Below are 24090 nucleotides of genomic sequence, written 5' to 3'. Positions count from 1 at the left end.
CCCAACCACTACCGTGGCGAGGGAGCTTGCTCCCGCTGGGCTGCGAAGCAGCCCCAACCCGGTTGACCGCAATCTACCTGACCCACCGCGCAGGCAAATTCCAGGGGCCGCTGCGCAGCCCAGCGGGAGCAAACTCCCTCGCCACAAGAGCGGTCAGCAGTGGGTCAGCCAAGCAGGTGGATTTCCTGACACTAATGGATCAGGCACCGAGAAAACCTGTGGGAGCGAGCTTGCTCGCGATAGCGGTACACCCGCCACCATCGATGTACCTGACCTGGCTCCATCGCGAGCAAGCTCGCTCCCACAGGGGAATGTGCCCGGCCATTCGATTCCCTGTTGGCTTTTTCCCGTGCTTACCGCTTTGCCCACCCCCTGGTCAAAACGCCCAAAAAATAGAGCAAATTGGCATATTTCACTGCCCACCCCACCCCCCTAACCTAGATCCCAACAACCCACCCCCGGATCAAGGACATAACAAAAATGACTGAATACAAACTGGCGCTGGTCGGCTTCGGCGGTGTGAACCGGGCATTGGCTCAACTGATTGCCGAGCGTAACGAAAGCTGGAAAACCGACCTCGGCTTCACCCTGAAAATCGTCGGCGTGACCGACCTGTTCCTCGGTTCGGTGATGGACCGCCACGGCCTCGACGCCGCGTCACTGGCCAGACTGCCAGCCACCCAAGGCGCCATGGCCCAACTCCCCGGCGGCACCGTCGACGCCCTCAACGAAGCCGTGATCAAAGACTGCGGCGCCGACATCATCGCCGAAGCCACCTTCACCAACCCGGTGGACGGCGAGCCCGCCACCTCGTTCTGCCGCTGGGCCCTGGAGCGCGGCAAGCACGTGGTCACCACCAACAAAGGCCCCATCGCCCTGCACGGCGCCGAACTCAAAGCCCTGGCCCAGCACAACAACGTCGCTTTCGAATACGAAGGCTCGGTCATGAGCGGCACCCCCGTGATTCGCCTTGCCAAACAGTCCCTGGCCGGCAGCTCGATCAGTGGTTTCGAAGGCATCCTCAACGGCACCTCCAACTTCGTCCTCACCTGCATGGAAGGCGGATTGGGGTTTGCCGAAGCGGTCAAAAAAGCCCAGGAACTGGGCTACGCCGAAGCCGACCCAACCGCGGATGTCGAAGGCCATGATGTGCGCCTCAAAGTCGTGATCCTCGCCAACGAACTGCTGGACGCCAAGCTCACCATCAACGACGTCACCTGCAGCGGCATCTCCGCCCTCAGCCTCGCCGACATCGAAAAAGCCCGCGAGGATGGCGCCCGCTGGAAACTCATCGGCGCCGCCAGCCGCAACGCCGACGGCTCCATCAGCGCCAGCGTCGAACCGCGCCTGCTGAGTAACGACCACCCACTGGCCAGCGTCAGCGACGCCACCAACGCCGTGTCGTTCACCAGCGAACTGCTCGGCGCCGTCACCGTCTCGGGCCCCGGCGCAGGCCGCACCGAAACCGCCTTCGCGCTGCTGTCGGACATCATCCACATCCACCAATCGGCAACCCGCAAACAGGAGCACAACCTGTGAACGTATCGCGCCTGGCCCTGGCGGTCGTCGAACCGCACATCGAAGTCCTCAACCCATTCGACGGCAGCGTTGTCGGCACCGTCGCGGACCTCCAAGCCTCAGAAGTCCCACAACTGCTCGAGACCGGCCGCAACGGCGTAAAGGCCTGCGCCGCGCTGCCGCGTCATCGCCGCGCCAGCATTCTCGAACACGCCGCACTGAACATCGAACGCGACGCCAAGGCCTTCGCCCGGCTGATCGTCGACGAAGCCGGCAAGACCCTCAAACAGGCGGAAAAAGAAGTCAAACGCTGCGTCAACACCCTCAAGCTCTCCGCCGAAGAAGCCAAGCGCAACGCCGGCGAAATCGTGCCGTTCGACGCCTACGAAGGCGCCGAATCGCGCCAAGGCTGGTTCACCCGCGACCCCCTGGGCCTGATCGTCGCCATCACCCCCTACAACGACCCGCTGAACCTGGTGGCCCACAAACTCGGCCCGGCCATCGCCGGCGGCAACGCGGTGATCCTCAAACCGTCCGAACTGGCACCGTTGTCAGCCCTCAAACTGGTCTCCTACCTGGTCGCCGCCGGCCTGCCCGAAAGCGTGGTCACCGTCGCCACCGGCGGCGCCGAACTCGGCAAAGCCCTGGTCGCCGCCCGCGACGTGCGCATGATCTCTTTCACCGGCGGCTTCGTCACCGGCGAACAAATCGCCCGCACCGCCGGCCTGAAAAAACTCGCCATGGACCTCGGCGGCAACGCCCCGGTCATCGTCATGGCCGATTGCAACCTCGACGCCGCCGTCGACAGCTGCATCTCCGGCGCCTTCTGGGCCGCCGGGCAAAACTGCATCGGCACCCAACGCCTGCTCATCCACGCACCGATCTACGCCGCCTTCCGCGAACGCTTCGTCCAAAAGGCCCAAGCCCTCGTGGCCGGCAACCCACTGCTCGCCCACACCGACATCGGCCCGATGATCACCCACCAAGCCGCGCAAAACGCCGAACACGTGGTCAACGAAGCCCTGCAAGAAGGCGCCACCTTACTCTGCGGCCACCGCCGCCAAGGCGCCTGCTACGCCGCGACCGTGTTGGAAAACGTCGACCACGCCAGCCGACTCTGGCGCAACGAGGTCTTCGCGCCGGTGGTGGTGTTGCAGCCGTTCGAGACGTTTGATGAAGCCATCGAGCTGGCTAACGAACCTGATTACGCGCTTCATGCCGGGATTTTCACCAATGACCTGTCCACGGCTATGAGTGCCGCACGACGGATCGAGGCGGGAGGGGTGATGATCAACGACTCCTCCGATTTTCGTTTCGATGCGATGCCGTTCGGGGGCTCCAAGTACGGCAGTTTGGGCAGGGAAGGGGTGCGGTTTGCGTATGAAGAAATGACCCAGCCGAAGGTGGTTTGCTTGAATACGTTGGGGTAACAGGTCAGGTCGTTGGCATCGGGCAGGTTTGGTCACCTGCCCGATGCTTTTCTGCACAAACCACACAGCCACCGCATACCCTGTGGGAGCGAGCTTGCTCGCGATAGCGATACACCCGTCACCCTCAGAACCGCTGACTCCCGCCTTGTTGAGCTTTGCGCACGACGCCCAAGCTCAGTCGACCAATCCCTCTATGCATTACTTCCATCTGTTGCCAGTTACGCAAGCTTTCCACTGAGTAGTGGCTCAGAGCACCGAGCGTGCCGGCAACGTCGTCGATCTCGCCGCGAACTAACTTCTGCAAACGTTCAATGCTGAAACGTATCAGCCTCAAGAAAAAACCAAATTATGCACAAATGCATTTTTTTGCTTGACCCGCATGCATGAGCCTCTATAAGGTGATTTCACTGTATGCGCATCCAGTATTTCTCAAGCATCATTTATTTGAATCCATTCATGGACGAGGTATTACCTTATGAAAACCACCACTGAAAAATTCGGTGTCACCCCCCATCAACCCAGCCTTTGGACCCGCGCTGATGCGTTGAAAGTCCGGGCGGACGATCCCACCACCACTCAGCCGCTGGTCCGCGCGGATTTCCCGGTATTGAGCGACGACGTGTTCATCTGGGACACCATGCCCCTGCGCGACCTGGACGGTAACGTGACGTCCGTCGATGGCTGGTCGGTGATCTTCACCCTGACGGCCGATCGTCATCCAAACGACCCGCAGTACCTCGACGAGGACGGTAACTACGACATCCTCCGTGATTGGAACGATCGTCACGGTCGGGCAAAGATGTACTACTGGTTTTCTCGTACCGGCAAGAACTGGGAGCTCGGTGGCCGTGTGATGGCCGAAGGCGTTTCGCCGACCGCTCGCGAATGGGCCGGCACGCCGATCCTGTTGAACGACCGAGGTGAAGTGGACCTGTACTACACCGCCGTCACCCCAGGCGCCACCATCGTCAAAGTGCGCGGTCGGGTCGTGACCACTGAACATGGTGTCAGCATGGTCGGCTTCGAGAAGGTCAAGCCACTGTTCGAGGCCGACGGCAAGATGTACCAGACCGAAGCCCAAAACGCTTTCTGGGGTTTCCGCGACCCATGGCCTTTCCGCGACCCGAACGATGGCAAGCTGTACATGCTGTTCGAGGGCAACGTGGCCGGCGAGCGCGGCTCGCACAAAGTGGGCGAGGCCGAAATCGGCGATGTGCCGCCGGGTTATGAAGATGTCGGCAACTCGCGCTTCCAGACCGCCTGCGTTGGCATCGCCGTGGCCCGCGACGCCGACGGTGACGACTGGGAAATGTTGCCGCCACTGCTGACCGCCGTGGGCGTCAACGACCAGACCGAACGCCCGCACTTCGTGTTCCAGGATGGCAAGTACTACCTGTTCACGATCAGTCACACCTTCACCTACGCCGACGGTGTGACCGGGCCGGACGGCGTGTACGGCTTCGTCGCGGACTCGCTGTTCGGCCCCTACGTGCCGCTCAACGGTTCCGGCCTTGTACTGGGCAACCCGTCCTCCCAGCCATTCCAGACCTACTCGCACTACGTGATGCCAAACGGCCTGGTGACCTCCTTTATCGACAGCGTACCGACCGACGCAACCGGCACGCAGATTCGTGTGGGTGGCACCGAGGCACCCACGGTGGGCATGAAAATAAAAGGGCAGCAGACGTTCGTGGTGGCCGAGTACGACTATGGGTACATTCCACCGATGCTCGACGTCACACTCAAGTAATAGCAACACAGGGGGGGCAGGCAGCGGGTCTGAGGTCGATGACAACACCGTTGTGGATATGATCGAGATATCCCGCCTGATTTATTGCGATGTTGGTCGCAAGCCCCGTTGAACAACGAGTCGTAACCTTCTTCGCGACTGGCTGCAAGGATGCAGCCAGTCGCGAATGCATTTCCCAGCGACGTATGTACATAAGCGCCTCTGTGGGAGCGAGCTTGCTCGCGATAGCGGTGCATCCGCAACATCCAGCCAGCTGTTTATCGTGACTCCACGAGACTAGCCCCGACCGACATCGCCTTGCGCCATTGCCTACAACTACGCCAGAATCCGCCGGCTTGTGCGTCTTGGGTCACGTCGGTAGTTTGGGTCCTGTCACTGCTCATCAGTGATCGGGTTTAGTCGCCCGTCTCAACCTAAGGCGTACCAAGTCCCCGTCGGACAGGCTTTGCTGTTCCTGTATTGATGGTGGCTGTGCGCAGGGCGCCCCCGGGCGCGCCGGGATTCTTAGGTTCACCGGTCGACTAACCTGCGCACAGCTGCCGCCCTCTCGTTTAGTCGCGAGGTGGTTGCAGCCTCACTTACAGGAACCTAAGTCGATGGCAAAAATTACACCGAACCCTCCGTCTGCAGATGAGCATGTGTCTCGCGCTCAGTCTGCTCGTAACAATAAGCTTGATGACGCTGCCAACCGGGCGTTGGATTACTACCTGAAGCCTACGCCTGAGAAGGACGCGTCTGACAAGTCCAACACTATCTTCCGTATCGCACCTGACGTTGATTCGGAATGTTTGCTTGCCAATCTCAGTGAAAACCTGGCTTCGGCCAATGCCATGATCAATGATTTGGCATTTGGTCTTGAGGGATCACGACGGCATTTCGCGTTGGGGATTTTGCAGGTGATCGAGGTGAGTGAACTGTTGGCGAATCGGGCTTTGGATATTGTTGAGGTGAGGTAACAAGGGGCCGCGCTTACCCTAGGTATGAAAAAAGGTCTTGCTCGGCAAGGCCTTTTTTGTATCCGAGAGTCCCCGAAGCGATGAGCTCTAATTGTGCAAGAGGTACTTGCACAATTACCCGGCTGAGATAGGTGTTACCCCTAACAGGTTGCCATCTCTGGCCTGAAACTACTGGAAGTCAGCCGCTTCAGCGCGATATCAAGCGCCTGATCATCGAACAGCTTGCTTTTACGAGCCGCAGCACCCGCTCCGCCATCCCAATGCTTCAACGCCTCGCGCACGGCAGGAACAGTCGGGGAAATCCCATCCTGGCTCAGCAGCCAATCAACCGTAGCCAACAATTCCATGCCGAAAGGCGACTCAAAACCATCGATCAACTCGGCAGTGCGCTCCAAGGCCTGGGCGTATTCCTTGGCTTCTGTTTGGAGATAAGTCTGTAGGAACGCTTTTCGCCCTTCGTCAAACCAGATCACATCGCTGATACCCGCATCACTGATGCGCTTGTCACAGTGCAGATAGCTGCCATCCAGGTTACTGAGCAGATGCTCCAGCCGGTTGGCATACGGCCCGTACTTGTGAGCAACAAACTGAAGATTCAGAGGGTTTTCGGTGTCTGGCAGCTTTTCGATGGCGCGCTCAAGGAACCAGGCCAACTTCTGAATCTCAAGCAGGCTGCATTCCATACCCAGAACCCAGTAGCGACGAACCAGTTCGGCAATCAGCGCACGCGCAGGCGTGAGCTTCTCCACACCGTTACGCTTAGCAACGTTCAAATACTGGTTGGACGGCTCGAACACCAGCACATCAACATCTAGATCACTTAAGACTTCAACAATCTGCTCGCGAACCTCGGGCCACTTCAAACCACCGTTGCCAGCGCCCAGCGGTGGAACCGCGACGGACTTCACATCGTTTTCAATCAGGAAACGACGCAGATCGTGTAAGCCTTCGGTTATCCAGGCCATCTGCGACGGTGAACGCCAGTGCCGTTTGGTGGGGAAGTTCACGATCCAACGAGGACCTTCCAGCTCGTTGACCGCCGTCACGTGAACCTTACCTGTCTCCACTTCGCCAGCCTTGCAGGCAGCCGAGTACAGCCGGTAATTCTCCGCGAAGCGCTCCTTGAACATGAGCGCGATACCTTTACCCATCACGCCCACGGTGTTCACAGTGTTGACCAGGGCTTCGGTTTTGGCTTCCAGAAGGTTGCCTTGGGTGAATCGGATCATTGGAAATACCATCCCGGACGCGCATGAACAGGCAACGTCAGACCTCTAGCGGCCACGTCCCGTTCTATACGTTTTTTCATTGCATCGGTGTAGCACATGATGCCAAGGAGTCCTGTAATCGGTAGGTGATTGTGGATCAGCGCTTCGGCCTGATACCGCTCCATCTTCCGAGGGTCGTCAGGTTCGCGCTTGAAATCGCGTCGTTGAATGATAGACCAATCGATCTGGTCGAGATTCGCCAGATCGCTGTAATAGTCTGTCCAATCGGGGTAGGCATGAGCGCTCGTGTAAACGAACGGCAGGCCCATCTGCTCAACGCGGTACAGGCTGGAGACCAAAATCACGATCTCGTCGTTGCTCCGCCGCTGAACACTCCAACCGGAATGGATGTTCTTCATCATCACAGAGAAGGGGGTGAAATAGAAGGGCACGTAGTCGGACAGTACCCCTCCCGGAGCTATGGGTACATGCCGGGTACGGCGCTTGTCGATCAACTCAGCGTTGCCGATGTTTACGTACTGTGACGATCGAATAGTTGAATTTGCACAGTGCAGACCATTCTCCAGAATCCAGGGCAGGTTATCGCGATGGACGATACGCCAGATCAGAGCCTTCTCTGGATTCAGTCTGCTGTAGATCATTTATAGAAACATTCCGGGATTCACAGTGATGGGAGTCGCTAAATTGACTGGGCGCATTTTAGCCTCACAAAGCTGTCTGACCTCATCGTTTGGAACGTAGATCCTGGAAAAGTTTGCGGGGGCAACCACGTGCGGGGACAAGCATTCAGCCATACAGACGTTTTTGCACTCGTGGTTTTGATATTCCCGGGTGTTCATGAGCTCCCAATTGATGGCTTGGAAACCTGCGTTGTAGTCGAGGAGCTGAATTGCCTCGTCCGCCAGTGGATGCTGTGGGATGATCTTCCAGCCCCTGTCCTTGGCAAATGTCCTAAAAACAGATATCAGCACGAATCTTGAATGCGGATGATCAAGTTGCACGCGGCCATCAAAGGGATTGCCGGCAAACCAATGAAAGGGAACATAGCGGTCAAGGTTGAGGGCCTTGCGCTTCTTGAGAATCTCACTGTCTGCTACGTCAGTGAAATTGGCGAGACTGGCCCGAGGCTTCAGGCCTGCTGCGAAGATCCCATCCAGGTTTTCAATGGAAGTCAGGTGGTAAACAAAGTACTGATCTTTAATGCTTCTGGCGTCTGACATTGCGGTCTCCTTGACCTACGCATATCTACATGGGCGCTGTCCTAGCTGTTCCCCACCCCTCAACCCGAGGGGCTTAGCAGGGCATGCAGATTGATTCTAATATGCCATCACGCAAAACCACAATACTTATGCGGTTATGGTCTCCTTATCAGGAAAACTGCGGCTCATTCCTCATCAAAATAATCGCGATCCAGCGTCGGCAACCGCAAGAGTCGTGAGGTAACGCCCACTTCGTGGTCCATCATCAGGTGCACCAGTCGCATGCCGTCCACCAATACGATGCCCTCCACCGATTTAGCGAAGTCAATTGCGTGAGCAGTAAAGCCTGAAGTGGTGATGAAAACACCGCGTTTGGCTTTTTGTCCGGCGAGTGCACCGTAGAAAGCCTGTAGTTCTGGGCGGCTCACTGTGTTCTGCCATCGCTTGGCTTGCACGTAAACCTTCTCGAGTCCCAATTTGTCGAGCGAGATAATGCCGTCGATGCCGGCATCGCCAGAACCGCCAACCCGCTGCAGGTCGTTGCGGCTGGCGCCGTATCCTAGGCGATGAAGCACATCAAGTACGATTACTTCGAAGCGGTAGGGACTCACCTGTAATAAGTTATCCAGCAGGTCGGCAGCAGTTGCGTTGCGCAGCTCCTGAAGAGCTTGCTCGAGCCGGTCGTCCGGGCTAGCGGTGGCGGAGGTTACGTCAGGTTCAACAGCCGTCTCGTCATCAAGTGGGGCCGCGTCGGGGGCAACCTTCAATTTCACATTCATATAGCCGATGGCTAAATGCTCCACCTCATCGGATGATAACGGGGCTGGATGTTCCTTGGCGTAAGCCACGCCAGTGTCAGTCAGTTTCCAATACCCTCGTTTGGCGCTACTGGAAAGGCCGGCACGTTTCAGCCGATCATGTGCCCAGCCAGCCCTGTTTTTATAGGTGGCCTGCCCACTGGCGATTATTTCTTCACGTTGTTCTACGGTCAGTTGTAGCATTTTGGCTGCCGCTTCATGGGCATCCCGAGTGGTAGCACCGTCGGGTTTGGTGGCGAGAAAACGCAGGATGGGTTCGATAAACTGATCGTAGGTTGGAACGGACATGGACACTTCCTTGTGAGCTGTGCAATCGAGGAGGGAGTATAAGTTACGGCCGCTCCGGCAACCCATAGCCGATGAGTCGCGGTGCTGTTAAAGCGTAAGCCATTGTGTAGTCCGGGGCAGCATCGCTGGCAAACTGTGCTCTGGATTTCTATGACGTGTTTAATCGCCGTTGTAGGACTCCGACAAAACCCTCCTGCTTGCCGACACCGCCTTGCGCCATTGCCTACAACTACGCCAGAATCCGCCGGCTTGTGCGCTTTTGACCGTCTCGGTAACTTGAATCCTGTCACTGCCCATCAGTGATCGGGTTTCGCAGCCCGGACTCTATAGGCGCACAACGTCACCTTCGAAAGCAGATCGCCCATGTCTGTGCTTTCGTCAGAGGTGGCTGTGCGTGGGAGACCTTCGGGTCTGCCGGTCCCTAGAGTCCCGGTCTGCGAACCCGCGTACAGCTGCCACCCCAAATTCGTTTCGCAGCGAACGGTGGCAGCTCCAACAGACTCTAGGAGCTCTACCATGGTCAAAATTACACCGAACCCCCCGACAACAGACGAAACCGTTTCCCGTGTTCAATCCGCCCGTAACAAAAAGCTTGATGACGCGGCGACTCGAGCATTGGATTTCTACCTGAATCCCAAGCCGATGAAAGAAACGTTCGACAACCCCAACACCATCTACCGCATCGCTTCTGATGTGGATTCCGAATGCTTGCTTATCACCCTCAGTGAAAACCTCGCTTCGGCGAACGCGATGCTCGAAGACCTGGCATCAGATCTTGATGGCTCGCGACGGCATGTGGCGTTGGGGATTCAGCAGGTGATTGAACTGAGTGAGCTGTTGGCAAATCGAGCGTTGGATATTGTTGAGGTAAGGTAGGGGAGGAGTTGTTATCCCGGCACGAAGAAAGCCTTGCAGAAGCAGGGCTTTCTTCGTGTCACAGGAAAAAGCCACAAGGAGCGTTTCAAATGCCGCAAATGGATTGGCTCGAGAACCAAATGGACCACTGCGACCTTATGGCCGAATGGCTATATAGGGAATTCAACTACGAATACGCAGAACAATCCCTCGCCAGCTGGCAGCAGGAACTCGCCGAAGGACAACGCGACGGCCGCTGGAAATGCCTGATCGCCGCAGAACACAGCCAGCTACTGGGCGGCGCCTCACTTGCCAGCAAATGAGCTGTCTGAGCGGCCGGAACTGGGGCCGTGACTAGGGTGCGTACTCGTCGCCTCAAACGCACGACGCAGAGGGCTCGTTGCGCAGTTGCCCCCAATGATTTTCCGCCATCTACTCGGCTCGTTTGGTTACTTTGCCGCTTTTGAAAACTGTAAGGAGCATCTATGAGTGTTGATATGTATCGCCGCCAAGTCGCCAGCATTCGTGAAGTCCTAGCAAAGCTATCAAGCCTGAAAGCCAGGGAGTCGCAGAAGGCGGCTGATGCAGGAAAGAAATCTCTTACCGCCGGATCTGCCGCCAGTAAAACGAAGCAGTTATCTACAGCCACCTCCAAGCTAAAAGAGGCCAACCGATATGCTGATTTGCAGGCGAAGCATCTGGTTGAAGTTGCCAAGCTGGAGAAGAAGATTGCCGCAGAGCAGAAAAAGCTGGCGACAGCTGAGTCGCGTGTGGAAAGCGAAGAAGCGAAGTTGCTGAAGAAAAGAAATGCAGAGCAGCAAAAAATGCAGGAGGCACAAAAACGGCAATTCCGTGAGGTAGAGTCCAGCCTGAAAACGCATGATTCTCTGCACCGGGAAGCTGCTGTCCGGATTGACAAGTTAGCTGCGCTGCCCGAAGAAATTAAGGTTGCGTTCTTTGCGACTGATCCAGCGACATCCTCTGATCGCAGGCTATTGTTGGACGAGGAAGTCCGAGAGATTCATCAGAAAATTCGACTCTCGGATCATCGCGACGCGGTTAAGCTGGAGTCGAGGTGGGCGCTGCGACCAGGAGATATTTTGCAGTACATGAACGAGCTAAAACCCACGATCGTGCATTTTAGTGGACACGGTAGCGATCAGGATGAGCTTGTTCTGTTGGACCGAAATGGTGGCGCCGCATTTGTCCCGATGGCGAGCATTGTAGCGACCTTCGAACTTTACGACTCAGTTCGGTTGGTCTTCTTTAATACGTGCCACTCATTTAACCAGGCGGCCGCATGTACGCAATATGTGGATGCGGCAATTGGCATGAATCAGTCAATTGGTGACGAAGCGGCCCGCGTATTTTCAGCGCAATTTTATTCGGCTATTGGATTCGGTTGTTCAATTCCGGCTGCTTTCAAGCAAGCCAAGACTGCGTTGATGCTAGAAGGCATTTCAGAAGAATCCACGCCAGAGCTGTACCTTCGTAATGGTGTAGATGAAAGCGATCTCATATTGGTTAAGCCTAGGGCTCAGTGATGAAGCCAACCCGGCAGCTCATCCGAATTCACTACGACATCGGGCCATGCGAGCACTGTCTGATCGCTCAAGCGTCAGCTGAATTGCTAGACTGGGCCGATTTGGCGCTCGCGATGCGCCTGACGTAGTACAAAAGGAATTTTTGCCGATGTCCGCCCTCTCTGCGTTGCTCCACACCTACCGCTCCGCCTCCGTTACAGAACGCGAAAAAGGCACCTACTTCGAAGAGCTGATCTGCGCCTACCTGCGCAACGAAGCCACCTACCGCGATCTGTACGATAAGGTTTGGACGTACGCCAACTGGGCCAAGGAACAGGGCCTCAGCGGCAAGGACGCGGGTATCGACTTGGTAGCTCGCACTCAGGGCACCGGCGAGTACCACGCCATCCAGTGCAAGCTGTACGCCGAGGATTACAAAGTCCAGAAGAAGGACATAGACAGTTTCTTTACCGCCTCGGGCAAAGCGCCGTTCTCGCACCGCGTCATCGTCGCCACCACCAACAACTGGAGCGAGCACGCCGAGGACGCGTTGCAGGGCCAGCAGCCTCCGGTCAGTAAAATCGACCTGCAAGCCCTGGAAGACAGCCAGATAGACTGGGCCAAATACCAGCCCCATCAAGCCGTCGCGCTCAAGGCTAAGAAGCAGCTGCGCGAGCACCAGCAAACCGCGCTGAATGCCGTTGCCGCTGGCCTAAAGGACGCCGAACGCGGCAAGCTGATCATGGCCTGCGGCACCGGCAAGACCTTCACCAGCCTGAAAATTGCCGAGCAGCAGGCCGGCAAGGGCAAGCGCGTACTGTTCCTGGTGCCCAGCCTGTCGCTACTGTCGCAGACTCTCACCGAATGGACGCAGGAAAGCGCAACCCCGCTCCACAGCTTTGCCGTCTGCTCCGACAGCGACGTTGGCAAGAAGCGCAAAGCAGAGGATGACGCGGTTCAGGTGTTCACCCACGAGCTACGCTACCCGGCCACCACTAAGGCAGATCGCCTCGCAGCGGAAATGCTCAAGCGCCATGATGCCGAGCACATGAGCGTGGTGTTCTCCACCTATCACTCCATCGACGTAATCAGCCGTGCCCAGGCTGATCATGGCCTGGCCCCTTTCGATCTGGTGATCTGCGACGAAGCGCACCGCACCACGGGCGCCACCTTTGGCGACGATGACGAAAGCAACTTTGTGCGCGTTCACGATGCCGACTACATCCGCGCCACCAAACGTCTGTACATGACCGCCACGCCGCGCATCTACGGTGACAACGCCAAGCTCAAGGCCGAGTCCGGTGAAGTCACCCTGTGCTCGATGGATGACGAAGCGCTCTACGGCAAAGAGCTGTTCGTCATCAACTTCTCCGAGGCCGTTCAGCGGGGCCTGCTCACCGATTACAAGGTGCTGGTACTCACCGTCGAGGAGAGCACCATCAGCCGCCGCCTTCAGGAAATGCTGAAGGACGAGAACAACCAGCTCAAGGTAGACGACGCCGCCAAGATAGTCGGTTGCTGGAAGGCACTGGCCAAGCAGGGATTGGCCGAAAACTTGGTGGGTGATGATCAGCCCATGAGACGCGCTGTAGCTTTCTGCCAGGTCATCTCGCCCAACTACAAGGGCACCAAGCACAAGGTTAGCTCGATCAACATCGCCAGCATGTTCCAGTCGGTGGTGGAAGCTTATCAAGACTCCGAAAATATCGATGAGGACTCACGCATCATCTGCGAAGCCGCACACGTCGATGGCGGCATGAATGCTAGTGCCAAAGAAGCCAAGCTCAACTGGCTCAAAGAAGAACCGCCAGCCAATACCTGCCGCATCCTGAGCAACGTACGCTGCCTATCTGAAGGTGTGGACGTACCAGCGCTGGACGCCGTTCTCTTCCTCACCCCGCGTAATTCCCAGGTGGACGTGGTGCAATCCGTTGGCCGGGTAATGCGCAACGCACCGGGTAAGAAGCGTGGCTATGTGGTGCTGCCCGTGGTCATTCCGGCCGGTATGGAGCCACACGAAGCGCTCAATGACAACCAGACCTACAAAGTGGTCTGGCAGGTGCTTCAGGCACTGCGCTCGCACGACGACAGCTTCGACGCCATGGTCAACAAGCTCGACCTGATCGGCTCTGACCCGCGCAAGATGGAAGTCATCGCCATCACCGACAAGGCCGAGAAAAAGGCCAGGAAAGCTAGCGGCACCAGCAACGGCCAGGTAGGCAAAGGTCAGTACGGCATTGGTGAGAAACGCGCTAAGTACGATGTCGAAGGTCAGATGACCCAGCAGGCCGAGCTGGCCTACGAGGTGGGGGAAATCGAGAAGGCGATCTACGCCAAGATCGTCTCCAAGTGCGGCAACCGCCACCACTGGGAAGACTGGGCCAACGATATCGCCAAGATCGCCCGCACCCATATCGATCGTATTCAGGGCATTTTGGAGAACCCCGAATATATCCAGGAGAGATCGACTTTCGAGGCCTTCGCCGCTGAGCTGCGCGATGATCTCAACGACAGCATCAGCGATGGCGAGATCGTCGAAATGCTTGCCCAGCATCTGGTAACCAAGCCGGTGTTCGATGCGCTGTTCGAGGAGTACAGCTTCGCCAGCCACAACCCCATGTCCAAAGCCATGCAAGGCGTGCTGGACGCGCTCCATGAGCATCACCTGGCCAAGGAAGCCGACACACTGGAAAAGTTCTACGCCAGCGTTCGTCAACGCGCTGCCGGCATCGACAATGCCCAAGGCAAGCAGAAGATCATCGTTGAGCTGTACGACAAGTTCTTCCGCAACGCTTTCCCCAAGATGACCGAGCGTCTGGGCATCGTTTACACCCCGGTCGAGGTGGTGGACTTTATCCTCCACAGCGTCAACCATCTGCTACAAAAGGAGTTCAGACAGACATTAGGCAGCAAAGGAGTCCATATCATTGATCCGTTCACAGGCACCGGCACCTTTATCACTCGCCTGATCCAGTCAGGTCTGATCAAGCCGGAGGAGCTGCCACACAAATACAGACACGAGATCCATGCTAACGAGCTAGTGCTGCTGGCCTACTACATTGCAGCGATCAACATCGAAGCGGCATATCACGGCGAAGTGATTGACGAATACACACCTTTCGAGGGCATCTGCCTGACTGATACGTTCCAGATGTATGAAAAGGACGATCTGGTAGACGCGCTTTTGGAAGACAACAGCGCCCGACGCAAACGACAGAAGGCATTAGATATACGGGTCATTGTGGGTAATCCGCCATATTCGGTAGGCCAGGGCGATGCCAACGCCAACAATGCAAATGTGCCATATCCAGCGTTAGATGCCAAAATTGAGGCGACCTATGCCGTGCGGTCTGAATCAACCAATCTTCGTAATCTATACGACAGCTATATCCGCGCCATCCGCTGGGCCAGCGACCGTATTGGCGATGCTGGGATCATCGGATTTGTCACCAACGCCGGCTTTGTGGAAGCCAATACCGCCGATGGCTTAAGAAAGTGCCTGGCAGATGAGTTTTCTAGCCTCTATGTGTTCCATCTACGCGGCAACCAGCGCACAAGTGGCGAGACTTCGCGTAAAGAAGGCGGCAAGATTTTCGGGAGCGGCAGCCGCGCGCCTATTGCCATTTCGTTGTTGGTCAAGAATCCCGACGCACAGGCCCACGGCCAGATTTACTTCCACGACATTGGCGACTACCTCAGTCGTGAAGAGAAGCTAGAGAAGATCGCGGGCTTCACCAGCGTGGCTGGCATTGAGCAATGGCAGCGGATCATCCCGGATGAGCACGGTGATTGGCTCAAGCAACGCGATGATGGGTTCGGCCAATTCATCGTGATGGGTGACAAAAAGGGTGATTCGCCCAAGTTATTTGAAAACTTCTCACAGGGGGTCACGACCGCTCGTGATGCATGGGCCTACAACGCAAGCCATAATAAGTTAAAGGCGAACATGAGTAGCATGATTGCCTTCTACAACGCAGAAGTTGAGCGTTTTAATGCATTACATCCAGAACTAGACAAGAAAGAGCGCGAGGCTTTGTTGGAGACTGTTATCGACACCAATCCGCAGCGCATCAGTTGGACACGAGCATTGAAGCAGAACCTTGCCAAGGGCCGCACATTTGCCTTTGACGCCGAGTGTGTTGTGCCAAGCCTGTATCGCCCGTTCACAAAGCAGTGGCTTTACTTCAATAGAAACTTCAATGAGTACGTCTATCAACTGCCGAGGCTATTTCCCACACCAGAGGCACGAAATATCGCAATTCTTATCAAACAGCGTCCGGTGGTTGAAAGTCAACTTGCGCTGGTAATTGATCGACCCGTTGAGTTCCAAACAGATGGAGGCACTCAATGCTTCCCCCTCTACCTCTACGACGAAGCCGACCAAGTCTCAGATGACGACCTTTTTTCCGAGCCGGTTGAAGGTGGATTGCGCCGCCGCGACGCCATTACCGATGGAGGTTTGGGTCACTTCCTAACGGCATATCCCGGTGAGCAGATCAGCAAGGAAGATTTGTTCTACTACGTCTACGGCATCCTTCATTCGCCTGATTACCGCGAGCGCTATGCGGATAACCTGAGCAAGGAGCTGCCGCGCATTCCGACTGTGAAGAAAGCCGAAGACTTCTGGACGTTCAGCCTTGCTGGCCGCGCCCTGGCCGACCTTCACCTGAACTACGAAACCGTCGAGGCGTATCCGCTCATCATCGAGGCCAAGAGCACGCTCAGCGAGGCTGACTACCGCGTAGAGAAGATGAAGTTCGCCAGGAAGGGCGATAAAACCACCGTCATCTACAACCACCGCATCACCCTCAAGGGCATCCCTGAAGCGGCCTGGGACTACGTGGTCAATGGCAAAGCCGCACTGGACTGGGTGATGGAACGCCAGGCCGTGCGCACCGACAAGGCCAGCGGCATCGTCAACGACGCCAACGACTGGGCCACCGAAACCATGGGCGACCCCAAGTATCCGTTGGAGCTGTTCAAGCGGGTGGTCACCGTGAGCCTTGAAACTCAGAAGATAGTGGAAAGCCTGCCGCCTTTGGATATTGCTTGACACCTATTGGAAATAAAAAATTTTGGGCATGTAGGCAAGTATTTAAAACTGGGGACTAACAGAGGCGCGACTCCTGTTGGTCCCCAGTTAAAAAGGCAGCAGGCGCTACGGCAACAGGTAGCCTCTCGGCCTATTCTCTTTGTAGTGTGTATCCGAACATCCCATCTTGCGCGACTAAACCGGCTGTCATTTATGCGGCAGCAACTTCGCAAATTCACTCGCCCACTGCGTTGGCAGGCGCGTAAGAATATCCTTCAGGTATGCATAAGTATCATGCCTATTCAACCTCGCCGACTGGATCAAACTCATAATCGCAGCCGCCCGTTTCCCACTGCGTAGCGGTCCCGCGAAGAGCCAGTTCTTGCGCACCAGCGCCAGGGCCGGTTCTGGTTCTCACACCAATTGTTGTCCATGGGGACTTCCCGGTCATCGAGGTAACGCGATAGCGCCGTGGGTATCGGAACCCCAAAATCGTTTGGCTTTACGCATAAAAAAGCCGGCTTATGGCCGGCTTCTCGTTGACTAACTCAGTTCGTTTTTGACAAACCTCACCAGCCTTCAAAACGTACATCCGGCTCTTGCGGCCGGCTGTGGGACTTGGTCAGAAAGTGATCTGCCTTGTCGGTGCGAGGCGTGGGCTCGCAAATGTGGGGCGGAGGATACGCGGGTTTTTGGCAGAATCCCAGTGGTAAGTGGTGTGGAATCATTGGGTTAGGGGTGATTCAGATAAAGAGCAGGGGGCTGCTGCGCAGCCCAGCGGGGATAAATCCCCTCGCCACAAAAGCTCCTGCCACAGCTCCTACTGCAGTTCCTGCCACGGTTTCTGGTCTTGGGTGGGTTAGTCGCACACCGGCGGTCTCTGTTTGTTGAGGGTGGACCACCAGAACACCCAGCCGATCACCCGTATGTTCTGCGCCTCGATCTGTTCGGCGCTGAAGACTTCGTCCGGGTAGGCCGCGCTGTTGTGGCTGCGCAGGCGCAGTCGGTTGCCGGGGATGCGGTGCAGGTATTTGATGCGCAGCATGCCGTCGTGTTCGAGGGCGTAGATTTGGCCGTCGACGATTTGGGTCAGGCCGCGGTCGATGGCGAGGGTGGAGCCGTCTTCGATGCGTTCGGCCATGCTGTCGCCGACCATGGTGAGGCAGATGGCGTCGCTGGGGTTTATTTCCAGGGTTTCGAGGTGGCTGCGGGGCAGGCGGATGGATTGGTCGGGGATTTCGACGATGTGGGTTTTGGTTTCGCCGGGGGCGATGGGGACTTCCTTATAAAAAGGCAGTTCGATGTCCGTGGGCTCCAGCACGCTGTAGACGCCATCGTTTTCGGCCGCCTCATAGGTGGTGCCGGGGCCGAGGCCCAATGGGGTTTGCGGGCCTTCGCCGTGGGCGAGCCATTCCGGGCTGACGGTCAGCAGGCTGGCGATGGAGTGGATGCGCCCTGGTGGGATGCCACGGTTGAACCAGTTGTTCACGTGTTGGGATTTCACGCCGTATAACTTCGCGAAGTCGGCGGATCGGATGTTCGCTTCTTTTAGAAGGGCGCGGAAGCGGTCGCCACTGGAAAGTTTTTTCATAAACGGAAAGTTTAGGGGCGACTGTGTTTTCGGCAATAAACATGTCGTGCAAATATATAAGACGATCTTTCCGTTTTTGGGATTTGAAAGGCGCGGGCTAAACGTGCTTAAACGAAGTTAATACGGCTTCGTATTAGGGACCATTAAGGCATAAAAAAACCCCGGGGCAAACCGGGGTTCTTTTCAAGTTTGTTTCAGCCTTTGTAGGCGGCAACCGACTTGGTGATCGCTTCGCGGGCGGCGTCTGCGCCGGCCCAGCCTTCGATCTTGACCCACTTGCCTTTTTCGAGGTCTTTGTAGTTCTCGAAGAAGTGTTCGATCTGCTGGATCAGCAGTGGCGGCAGGTCGGTGTATTCCTTCACGTCGACGTACAGTTGCGACAGTTTGTCGTGTGGCACTGCGATGACTTTGGCATCGCCGCCGCCGTCGTCGGTCATGTTCAGGATGCCGACTGGACGGGCGCGGATGACCGAGCCTGGGGCCACTGGGTATGGGGTCACGACCAGCACGTCGAGGGGGTCGCCGTCGTCGGCCAGGGTGTTGGGGATGTAACCGTAGTTGGCCGGGTAGAACATGGGGGTGGCCATGAAACGGTCAACGAACAGGCAGTCGCTGTCTTTGTCGATTTCGTATTTGATCGGGGCGTGGTTGGCCGGGATTTCGATCGCGACGTAGATGTCGTTCGGCAGGTCTTTGCCAGCCGGAATCTTGCTGTAGCTCATTGGGCGGTGCCCCCGTTAGTTGACCAAATGACTTGGTCGGATTGACCAAAAAGTGGCGGCGATTATAGGCATATTCGGCCGCTGTTGCCACGTTACCAGGGTCTTAGAGACCTTAGTATGACGCCTGATAGACCGGATCTTCGGCTTGAAGTTGCCGCAGCCGGGCCAAAGGATCCTGGCGGTAGAACGCCTTGAGTTGCTCATAGACCCGTGGATAGGCCTGGTGCAGCAGGTCCGGGGCGCTGAAGAAGTATTCGCTGGTGACGGCGAAGAACTCCGCCGGGTTTTCCGCGGCGTAGGGGTCGATGAGGGTTTCGGCGTCGGGGTTCTGGTCCAGTTGGCGGTCGAGGTCGTCGAAGGCTTGTTGCATGGCTTCGGCCCAGTCGCTGACGCGCATGTCGGCATGCAGGGGTGGCAGGCCGTTGGCGTCGCCGTTGAGCATGTCGAGTTTGTGCGCCAGTTCGTGGATCACCAGGTTGTAGCCGTCCCAGCCGCCGCTGGCCATCACGCCGTCCCAGGCCAGGATGATCGGGCCTTGGGGCCAGGCTTCGCCGCTGTGTTCGCCGTCCCATTCGTGCTCGATGCCGCTGGCGTCGCGGTAACGCTGGGGGCTGAGGAAGTCGTCGGGGTAGAGGACGATTTCGTGGAAGCCCTGGTACCAGTTCAGCTCGCCGAGGTGCATCAACGGCAATTGGGCCTGGGCGGCGAGCAGCAGGCGTTGTTCCTGGTGCAGTTCGACGCCGGGCAGGGCGGTGAGGTGTTTGTCGTGCAGGAACAGTACGCAGGCTTCCCGCAGCCATTGGTCCTCGGCGGCGCTGATGCCGTCGAGGAAGCTCAGTTGATGACGCACCCGTTGCCAGGTTTCGTCGGGGACGGGGTGTTTGGCGAGGGTGCGTCGGCGGCGCCAGTTGCTCAGGGACCACATGGCGATCAGCGTGGTTGGGTTTTCGAAGCGCGCTGGTTCATTTTGCTGCGCACCAGGCTGATGATCATCGGCAGCAGCGACACCAGGATGATGCCCACCACCAGCAGCGACAGGTTTTGCTTGATGAAGGGCACGTTGCCGAAGAAGTAACCGAGGGTCACCAGGCCGCCGACCCAGAGGACGGTGCCGAGGACGCTGAAGCCGAAGAAGCGCAGGTAGTTCATTTTGCCGACGCCGGCGACGAAGGGGGCGAAGGTGCGGATGATCGGCAGGAAGCGCGCCAGGGTCACGGTTTTGCCGCCGTGTTTGTCGTAGAAGTCGTGGGTTTGCTGCAGGTAGTCGCGGCGGAAGATTTTCGAATTGGGGTTGCTGAACAGTTTTTCGCCAGCGGTGCGGCCGATGAGGTAGTTGGTGCTGTCGCCGAGGATGGCCGCGAGCATCAGCAGACCGGCCAGCAGCACGGGGTCCATGGCGCCACCGGCCGCTACGGCGCCGGCGATGAACAGCAAGGAATCACCCGGCAGGAACGGCATGACCACCAGGCCGGTTTCACAGAAGATCACCAGGAACAGGATGGCGTAGACCCAGGTGCCGTAGTTGGTCACCAGCAGGTCGAGGTACACATCGAGGTGCAGGATGAGGTCGAGGGGATTGAAATCCATGCATGACACCTGTGGTGGTGGCCTGGCTCGGCAGGCTTTGGGTCGGGCTTGGAGTATGGCTACAGAGTGTGTAGCTTTTTCTTACAAGCCGGGAAGAGCGGCATTATACGGGGTGGAGGGTAGGGAGCGGGGTGAGTTTGTAGCCAGGGATTTCGGTGGTGTTGGGGCTGGAGGGCAGGGATGTTGGTGTGCAGATGTTCTGTGGTGAGGGATCAGGATGGTTTTGTGGCTGGTTGAAGGCTCTTGTGGCGAGGGAGCTTGCTCCCGCTGGGGCGCGGAGCGGCCCTAAAGCAGGCGACGCGGTCAGTCTGATGCACCGCGTGCTTAGGGTTTGGGGCTGCTTCGCAGCCCAGCGGGGATGAATCCCCTCGCCACAGAGAGTTTGGTGGTGAGTCAGGGGATGGGTGTGGGTTGGTTTTTGTGGTGAGGGGATTTATCCCCGTTGGGGCGCGGAGCGGTCCTGAGGCAGGCGACTCGGTCAGTCTGATGCACCGCGTGCTCAGGTTTTGGGGCTGCTGCGCAGCCCAGCGGGGATAAATCCCCTCGCCACAGAGGGTTTGGTGTTGTGGCAGGGGGACTCAGCCATAGGGGTCAGATGCCTTCGCTGATCGGCAACACGTAGTTCTTGAACTCGGTGTCTTCCTTGAAGCCGATCGATTCGTAGGTTTTCTGCGCCACTTCGTTGTTGCTGCTGGTGGAGACGCGCATGCGCACGGCGTTGGTTTCCTTGGCCATTTTTTTCGCGGTGCGGATCAGGTTGTCGGCCACCAGTTGGCGGCGGGCGTCTTCGGCGACGTAGATGTCGTTGAGGATCCACACACGCTTGAGGGACAGCGACGAGAAGCTCGGGTAGAGCTGGCAGAAGCCCAGCAGCTTGTGGTCGTCGTCATCGGGCAAGGCCAGGTAGATCACCGATTCCTTGCGGCGCAGGCGCTTTTCGAGGAAGGTTCGGGACGAATCCGGGTAGGGCAGTGAGCCGTAGAATTCCCGGTACTTGACGAACAATGGGGTCAGCAGGTCCAGGTGTTCCAGCGTCGCTTGGATAATCCGCATGGTAGGTCTCGTCTGCAAAGGTCGACAGATACTCTGACAACAACGTCGCGCTGCCGTGTTTTTTGATGCTGCCTGAAAGCGGATCAAAAACGCAATCGGATAAACGGATCAGTTTCGGGGCGGCGCCAGTAGGAAATTACCTTTCATATCGGCTCCGTTTTCCGCTTCTAGAGTGTTCACCTGGGCTTCGTCCTTCAGATTGACTCCTGAAAGCTGCCGGCGGCAGGCCTCGCGCATCAGGTAGATCAAGCGATGGGCCGCCATGCCGTAGCTCAGGCCTTCGAGGCGGACATTGGAGATGCAGTTGCGATAGGCATCGGTCAGGCCGACCTTGGGCGCGTAGGTGAAATACAGCCCCAGGCTGTCGGGGGAGCTGAGGCCGGGGCGTTCGCCGATGAGGATCACCGACATTTTCGCGCCGAGCCGCTGCGCCACTTCATCGGCCACGGCGACGCGGCCCTGTTCCACCAGGATCACCGGCGAGGTCGACCAGCCTTCAGCGGCGATCTGTTCTTCCAGCCGCGCCAGGAACGGCAAGGTATGCCTATGCACCGCCAGTGCCGACAGGCCGTCAGCCACGACGATGGCCAGGTCCACGCCGCCGGGATGGGCCGCTGCGTAGTCCTGCAGGATGTGCGCGGAGGCGTCGTCGAGCCGGCGGCCCAGGTCCGGGCGCTGTAGATAACTGTGTCGGTCGGCCGCGGCGCTGTGGAGCAACAGGCTTTCACGGCCGCGCTCGGTCAGCTGTGCGCGAATGCCCTGGTGATCGAAGGCCAGGTGCACGGCATCGCGGGCCTGGGCGTGGGCGTACTGGAAGTCCAGTTGCGCCTGGGTCGGCAGGCTGGTGCCGGTGCGGCCCAGGGCGATGCGTGCCGGGGTGAGGTTGCGCAGATTCAGCCAAGGGTTTTGCGGGTCGACAGGTTTTTTATCCATGGGCAGTTCTCTCATCCCAGATGCGCGAGGGCGTGACGGAACGCCGGTGGCAGGTTGTCGCCAAATCGCACCCGGCCATCGGCCTGGGTGAAGATGCCCATGTTCGCCAGCCAGGTTTCGAATTCCGGCGCCGGCTTCAGGCCCAGGGTCTGGCGGGCGTAGAGGGCGTCGTGGAACGAGGTGGTCTGGTAGTTGAGCATGATGTCGTCGGAGCCGGGGATGCCCATGATGAAGTTGATCCCGGCCACGCCCAGCAGGGTCAGCAGGGTGTCCATGTCGTCCTGGTCGGCTTCGGCGTGGTTGGTGTAGCAGATGTCGCAACCCATCGGCACGCCCAGCAGCTTGCCGCAGAAGTGGTCTTCGAGGCCGGCGCGGATGATCTGTTTGCCGTTGTACAGGTATTCCGGGCCGATGAAGCCTACAACCGTGTTCACCAGGAACGGGTTGAAATGCCGTGCGACGGCGTAGGCCCGGGTCTCGCAGGTCTGTTGATCGACGCCGTGGTGGGCGTTGGCCGACAGCGCGCTGCCCTGGCCGGTTTCGAAATACATCAGGTTGTTGCCCAGGGTGCCGCGATTCAGGCTGAGCCCGGCGTCGTAGCCTTCCTTCAAGATGCTCAGGCTGATGCCGAAACTGGCGTTGGCCGCTTCGGTGCCGGCGATGGACTGGAACACCAGGTCCAGGGGCACGCCACGGTTCGCCGCTTCGATGGAGGTGGTGACGTGGGTCAGCACGCAGCCCTGGGTGGGGATGTCGTAGCGCTGGATGATGGCGTCGAGCATTTCCAGCATGGCGCAGATCGAGGCCGTGCTGTCGGTGGCCGGGTTGATGCCGATCATGGCGTCGCCGTTGCCGAAGAGCAGGCCGTCGAGGATGCTCGCGGCGATCCCGGCGGGTTCGTCGGTGGGGTGGTTGGGTTGCAGGCGGGTGGACAAGCGCCCGCGCAGGCCGAGGGTGCCGCGGAATTTGGTGACCACGCGGATTTTCTGCGCCACCAGCACCAAATCCTGCACGCGCATGATTTTCGACACGGCAGCGACCATTTCCGGCGTCAGGCCGGGGGCCAGTGCCCGCAGGCTGTCTTCATCGGCGGCGTCGCTGAGCAGCCAGTCGCGTAAACCGCCGACCGTGAGGTGGCTGACGGTGGCGAAGGCTTGTTTGTCGTGGGTGTCGACGATCAACCGGGTGACTTCGTCGGCCTCGTAAGGAATCAGCATCTCCTGCAGGAAATGGCTGAGGGGCAGGTCGGCCAGCGCCATTTGCGCAGCCACTCGCTCGCCATCGTTGAGCGCCGCGATCTCGGCCAGGAAATCCCCCGAGCGTGCCGGGCTGGCCTTGGCCATCAGCTCTTTGAGGCTGTCGAAACGATAGGTCTGGGCGCCGACGGAATGGGCGAATGCGGCCATGGGCGGTGTCCTCCTGATTCTCTAAATAACCTAAACACACCCCATAACCCTGTGGGAGCGAGCTTGCTCGCGATAGCGGTGTGTCATTCAACACACGTGCCGGATGTAAGACCGCTATCGCGAGCAAGCTCGCTCCCACAGGGGGGCGGCATGCACTTTTAAATGGCAGGCGCCAGGCCCTCGGCCCGGCGCCGGTGCAG

Annotated in this window: 19 protein-coding genes and 1 pseudogene; 8 read left to right on the top strand and 12 right to left on the bottom strand. The window is 58.0% G+C overall.

The annotated features are described in order from the left end of the window. Positions 1-480: 480 nt before the first annotated feature. The 4 genes from BLQ55_RS29310 to BLQ55_RS29295 all read left to right on the top strand — a co-directional run bounded on the left by BLQ55_RS29310 (position 481) and on the right by BLQ55_RS29295 (position 5654). Positions 481-1539 carry a homoserine dehydrogenase gene (locus tag BLQ55_RS29310; protein WP_092258962.1) on the top strand — a complete coding sequence of 353 codons (1059 nt, stop codon included), beginning with the start codon at positions 481-483 and terminating at the stop codon, positions 1537-1539. Next, positions 1536-2948: an aldehyde dehydrogenase family protein gene (locus BLQ55_RS29305; RefSeq protein ID WP_092258959.1), complete on the top strand. Its 1413-nt coding sequence runs from the start codon at positions 1536-1538 to the stop codon at positions 2946-2948. Before BLQ55_RS29310 ends, BLQ55_RS29305 begins: the two co-directional genes overlap by 4 nt. Before the next feature lie 475 nt (positions 2949-3423). Beyond that, entirely contained in the window at positions 3424-4698 is a 1275-nt protein-coding gene (locus BLQ55_RS29300; RefSeq protein ID WP_092258956.1) for a glycoside hydrolase family 68 protein, read from the top strand. A gap of 596 nt (positions 4699-5294) precedes the next feature. After that, positions 5295-5654 (top strand): DUF6124 family protein, encoded by a 360-nt coding sequence (locus BLQ55_RS29295; protein ID WP_092258953.1) that lies wholly within the window; start codon positions 5295-5297, stop codon positions 5652-5654. A 140-nt stretch (positions 5655-5794) separates the two neighbouring features. Here the strand turns inward: BLQ55_RS29295 and BLQ55_RS29290 are convergent, their stop codons facing one another. The 4 genes from BLQ55_RS29290 to BLQ55_RS29275 all read right to left on the bottom strand — a co-directional run bounded on the left by BLQ55_RS29290 (position 5795) and on the right by BLQ55_RS29275 (position 9188). Next, positions 5795-6883: a type II toxin-antitoxin system antitoxin DNA ADP-ribosyl glycohydrolase DarG gene (locus tag BLQ55_RS29290; RefSeq protein ID WP_092258950.1), complete on the bottom strand. Its 1089-nt coding sequence runs from the start codon at positions 6881-6883 to the stop codon at positions 5795-5797. After that, the gene (locus BLQ55_RS29285; RefSeq protein ID WP_092258947.1) at positions 6880-7524 is read right to left on the bottom strand and encodes a type II toxin-antitoxin system toxin DNA ADP-ribosyl transferase DarT; all 645 of its coding nucleotides are present in this window, start codon (positions 7522-7524) and stop codon (positions 6880-6882) included. Before BLQ55_RS29285 ends, BLQ55_RS29290 begins: the two co-directional genes overlap by 4 nt. Further along, positions 7525-8103: a DarT ssDNA thymidine ADP-ribosyltransferase family protein gene (locus BLQ55_RS29280; RefSeq protein WP_092258944.1), complete on the bottom strand. Its 579-nt coding sequence runs from the start codon at positions 8101-8103 to the stop codon at positions 7525-7527. It lies immediately after the preceding gene. Positions 8104-8267: 164 nt separating this feature from the next. Next, complete coding sequence (locus BLQ55_RS29275; protein WP_092258941.1) at positions 8268-9188, bottom strand: restriction endonuclease; 921 nt, start codon at positions 9186-9188, stop codon at positions 8268-8270. Positions 9189-9704: 516 nt separating this feature from the next. On the opposite strand from BLQ55_RS29275, the gene BLQ55_RS29270 reads away from it, so the two are divergent. The 4 genes from BLQ55_RS29270 (at position 9705) to BLQ55_RS29255 (ending at position 16619) form a co-directional block, all read left to right on the top strand. Further along, positions 9705-10064 carry a DUF6124 family protein gene (locus BLQ55_RS29270; RefSeq protein WP_092258938.1) on the top strand — a complete coding sequence of 120 codons (360 nt, stop codon included), beginning with the start codon at positions 9705-9707 and terminating at the stop codon, positions 10062-10064. Between the two features lie 89 nt (positions 10065-10153). Further along, entirely contained in the window at positions 10154-10366 is a 213-nt protein-coding gene (locus BLQ55_RS29265; RefSeq protein WP_256326662.1) for a hypothetical protein, read from the top strand. Between the two features lie 162 nt (positions 10367-10528). Continuing rightward, a complete protein-coding gene (locus BLQ55_RS29260) occupies positions 10529-11587 on the top strand; it encodes a CHAT domain-containing protein (protein ID WP_092258935.1) in 1059 nt (352 codons plus the stop codon). 148 nt (positions 11588-11735) lie between these two features. Further along, entirely contained in the window at positions 11736-16619 is a 4884-nt protein-coding gene (locus BLQ55_RS29255; protein WP_092258932.1) for a DEAD/DEAH box helicase, read from the top strand. A 186-nt stretch (positions 16620-16805) separates the two neighbouring features. Here the strand turns inward: BLQ55_RS29255 and BLQ55_RS29250 are convergent. The 8 genes and pseudogenes from BLQ55_RS29250 to BLQ55_RS29215 all read right to left on the bottom strand — a co-directional run. Further along, positions 16806-17068, bottom strand: a pseudogene (locus BLQ55_RS29250) (transposase domain-containing protein); the annotation flags it as partial. 389 nt (positions 17069-17457) lie between these two features. After that, positions 17458-18189 (bottom strand): LexA family transcriptional regulator, encoded by a 732-nt coding sequence (locus BLQ55_RS29245; protein WP_092205245.1) that lies wholly within the window; start codon positions 18187-18189, stop codon positions 17458-17460. A gap of 194 nt (positions 18190-18383) precedes the next feature. Beyond that, positions 18384-18911 (bottom strand): inorganic diphosphatase, encoded by a 528-nt coding sequence (gene ppa / locus BLQ55_RS29240; RefSeq protein WP_053151827.1) that lies wholly within the window; start codon positions 18909-18911, stop codon positions 18384-18386. A 112-nt stretch (positions 18912-19023) separates the two neighbouring features. Beyond that, entirely contained in the window at positions 19024-19836 is an 813-nt protein-coding gene (locus BLQ55_RS29235; RefSeq protein WP_092258929.1) for a M90 family metallopeptidase, read from the bottom strand. A 5-nt stretch (positions 19837-19841) separates the two neighbouring features. Next, positions 19842-20498, bottom strand: a complete 657-nt coding sequence (locus BLQ55_RS29230) for a DedA family protein (RefSeq protein WP_092205243.1) — start codon at positions 20496-20498, stop codon at positions 19842-19844. Between the two features lie 591 nt (positions 20499-21089). Beyond that, positions 21090-21551: a GNAT family N-acetyltransferase gene (locus BLQ55_RS29225; protein WP_092258926.1), complete on the bottom strand. Its 462-nt coding sequence runs from the start codon at positions 21549-21551 to the stop codon at positions 21090-21092. Positions 21552-21659: 108 nt separating this feature from the next. Further along, positions 21660-22484, bottom strand: a complete 825-nt coding sequence (gene eutC, locus BLQ55_RS29220) for an ethanolamine ammonia-lyase subunit EutC (RefSeq protein ID WP_092205241.1) — start codon at positions 22482-22484, stop codon at positions 21660-21662. Between the two features lie 11 nt (positions 22485-22495). Next, positions 22496-23890 carry an ethanolamine ammonia-lyase subunit EutB gene (locus BLQ55_RS29215; RefSeq protein WP_092258923.1) on the bottom strand — a complete coding sequence of 465 codons (1395 nt, stop codon included), beginning with the start codon at positions 23888-23890 and terminating at the stop codon, positions 22496-22498. Positions 23891-24090: the final 200 nt, after the last annotated feature.

It is taken from the genome of Pseudomonas sp. NFACC13-1 (assembly GCF_900104425.1).
In the GTDB taxonomy this organism is placed as follows: Bacteria; Pseudomonadota; Gammaproteobacteria; order Pseudomonadales; family Pseudomonadaceae; genus Aquipseudomonas; species Aquipseudomonas fluorescens_AA.
Note: the sequence above shows the minus strand (reverse complement) of the source record. Positions and strands in the feature narration are given on the sequence as shown.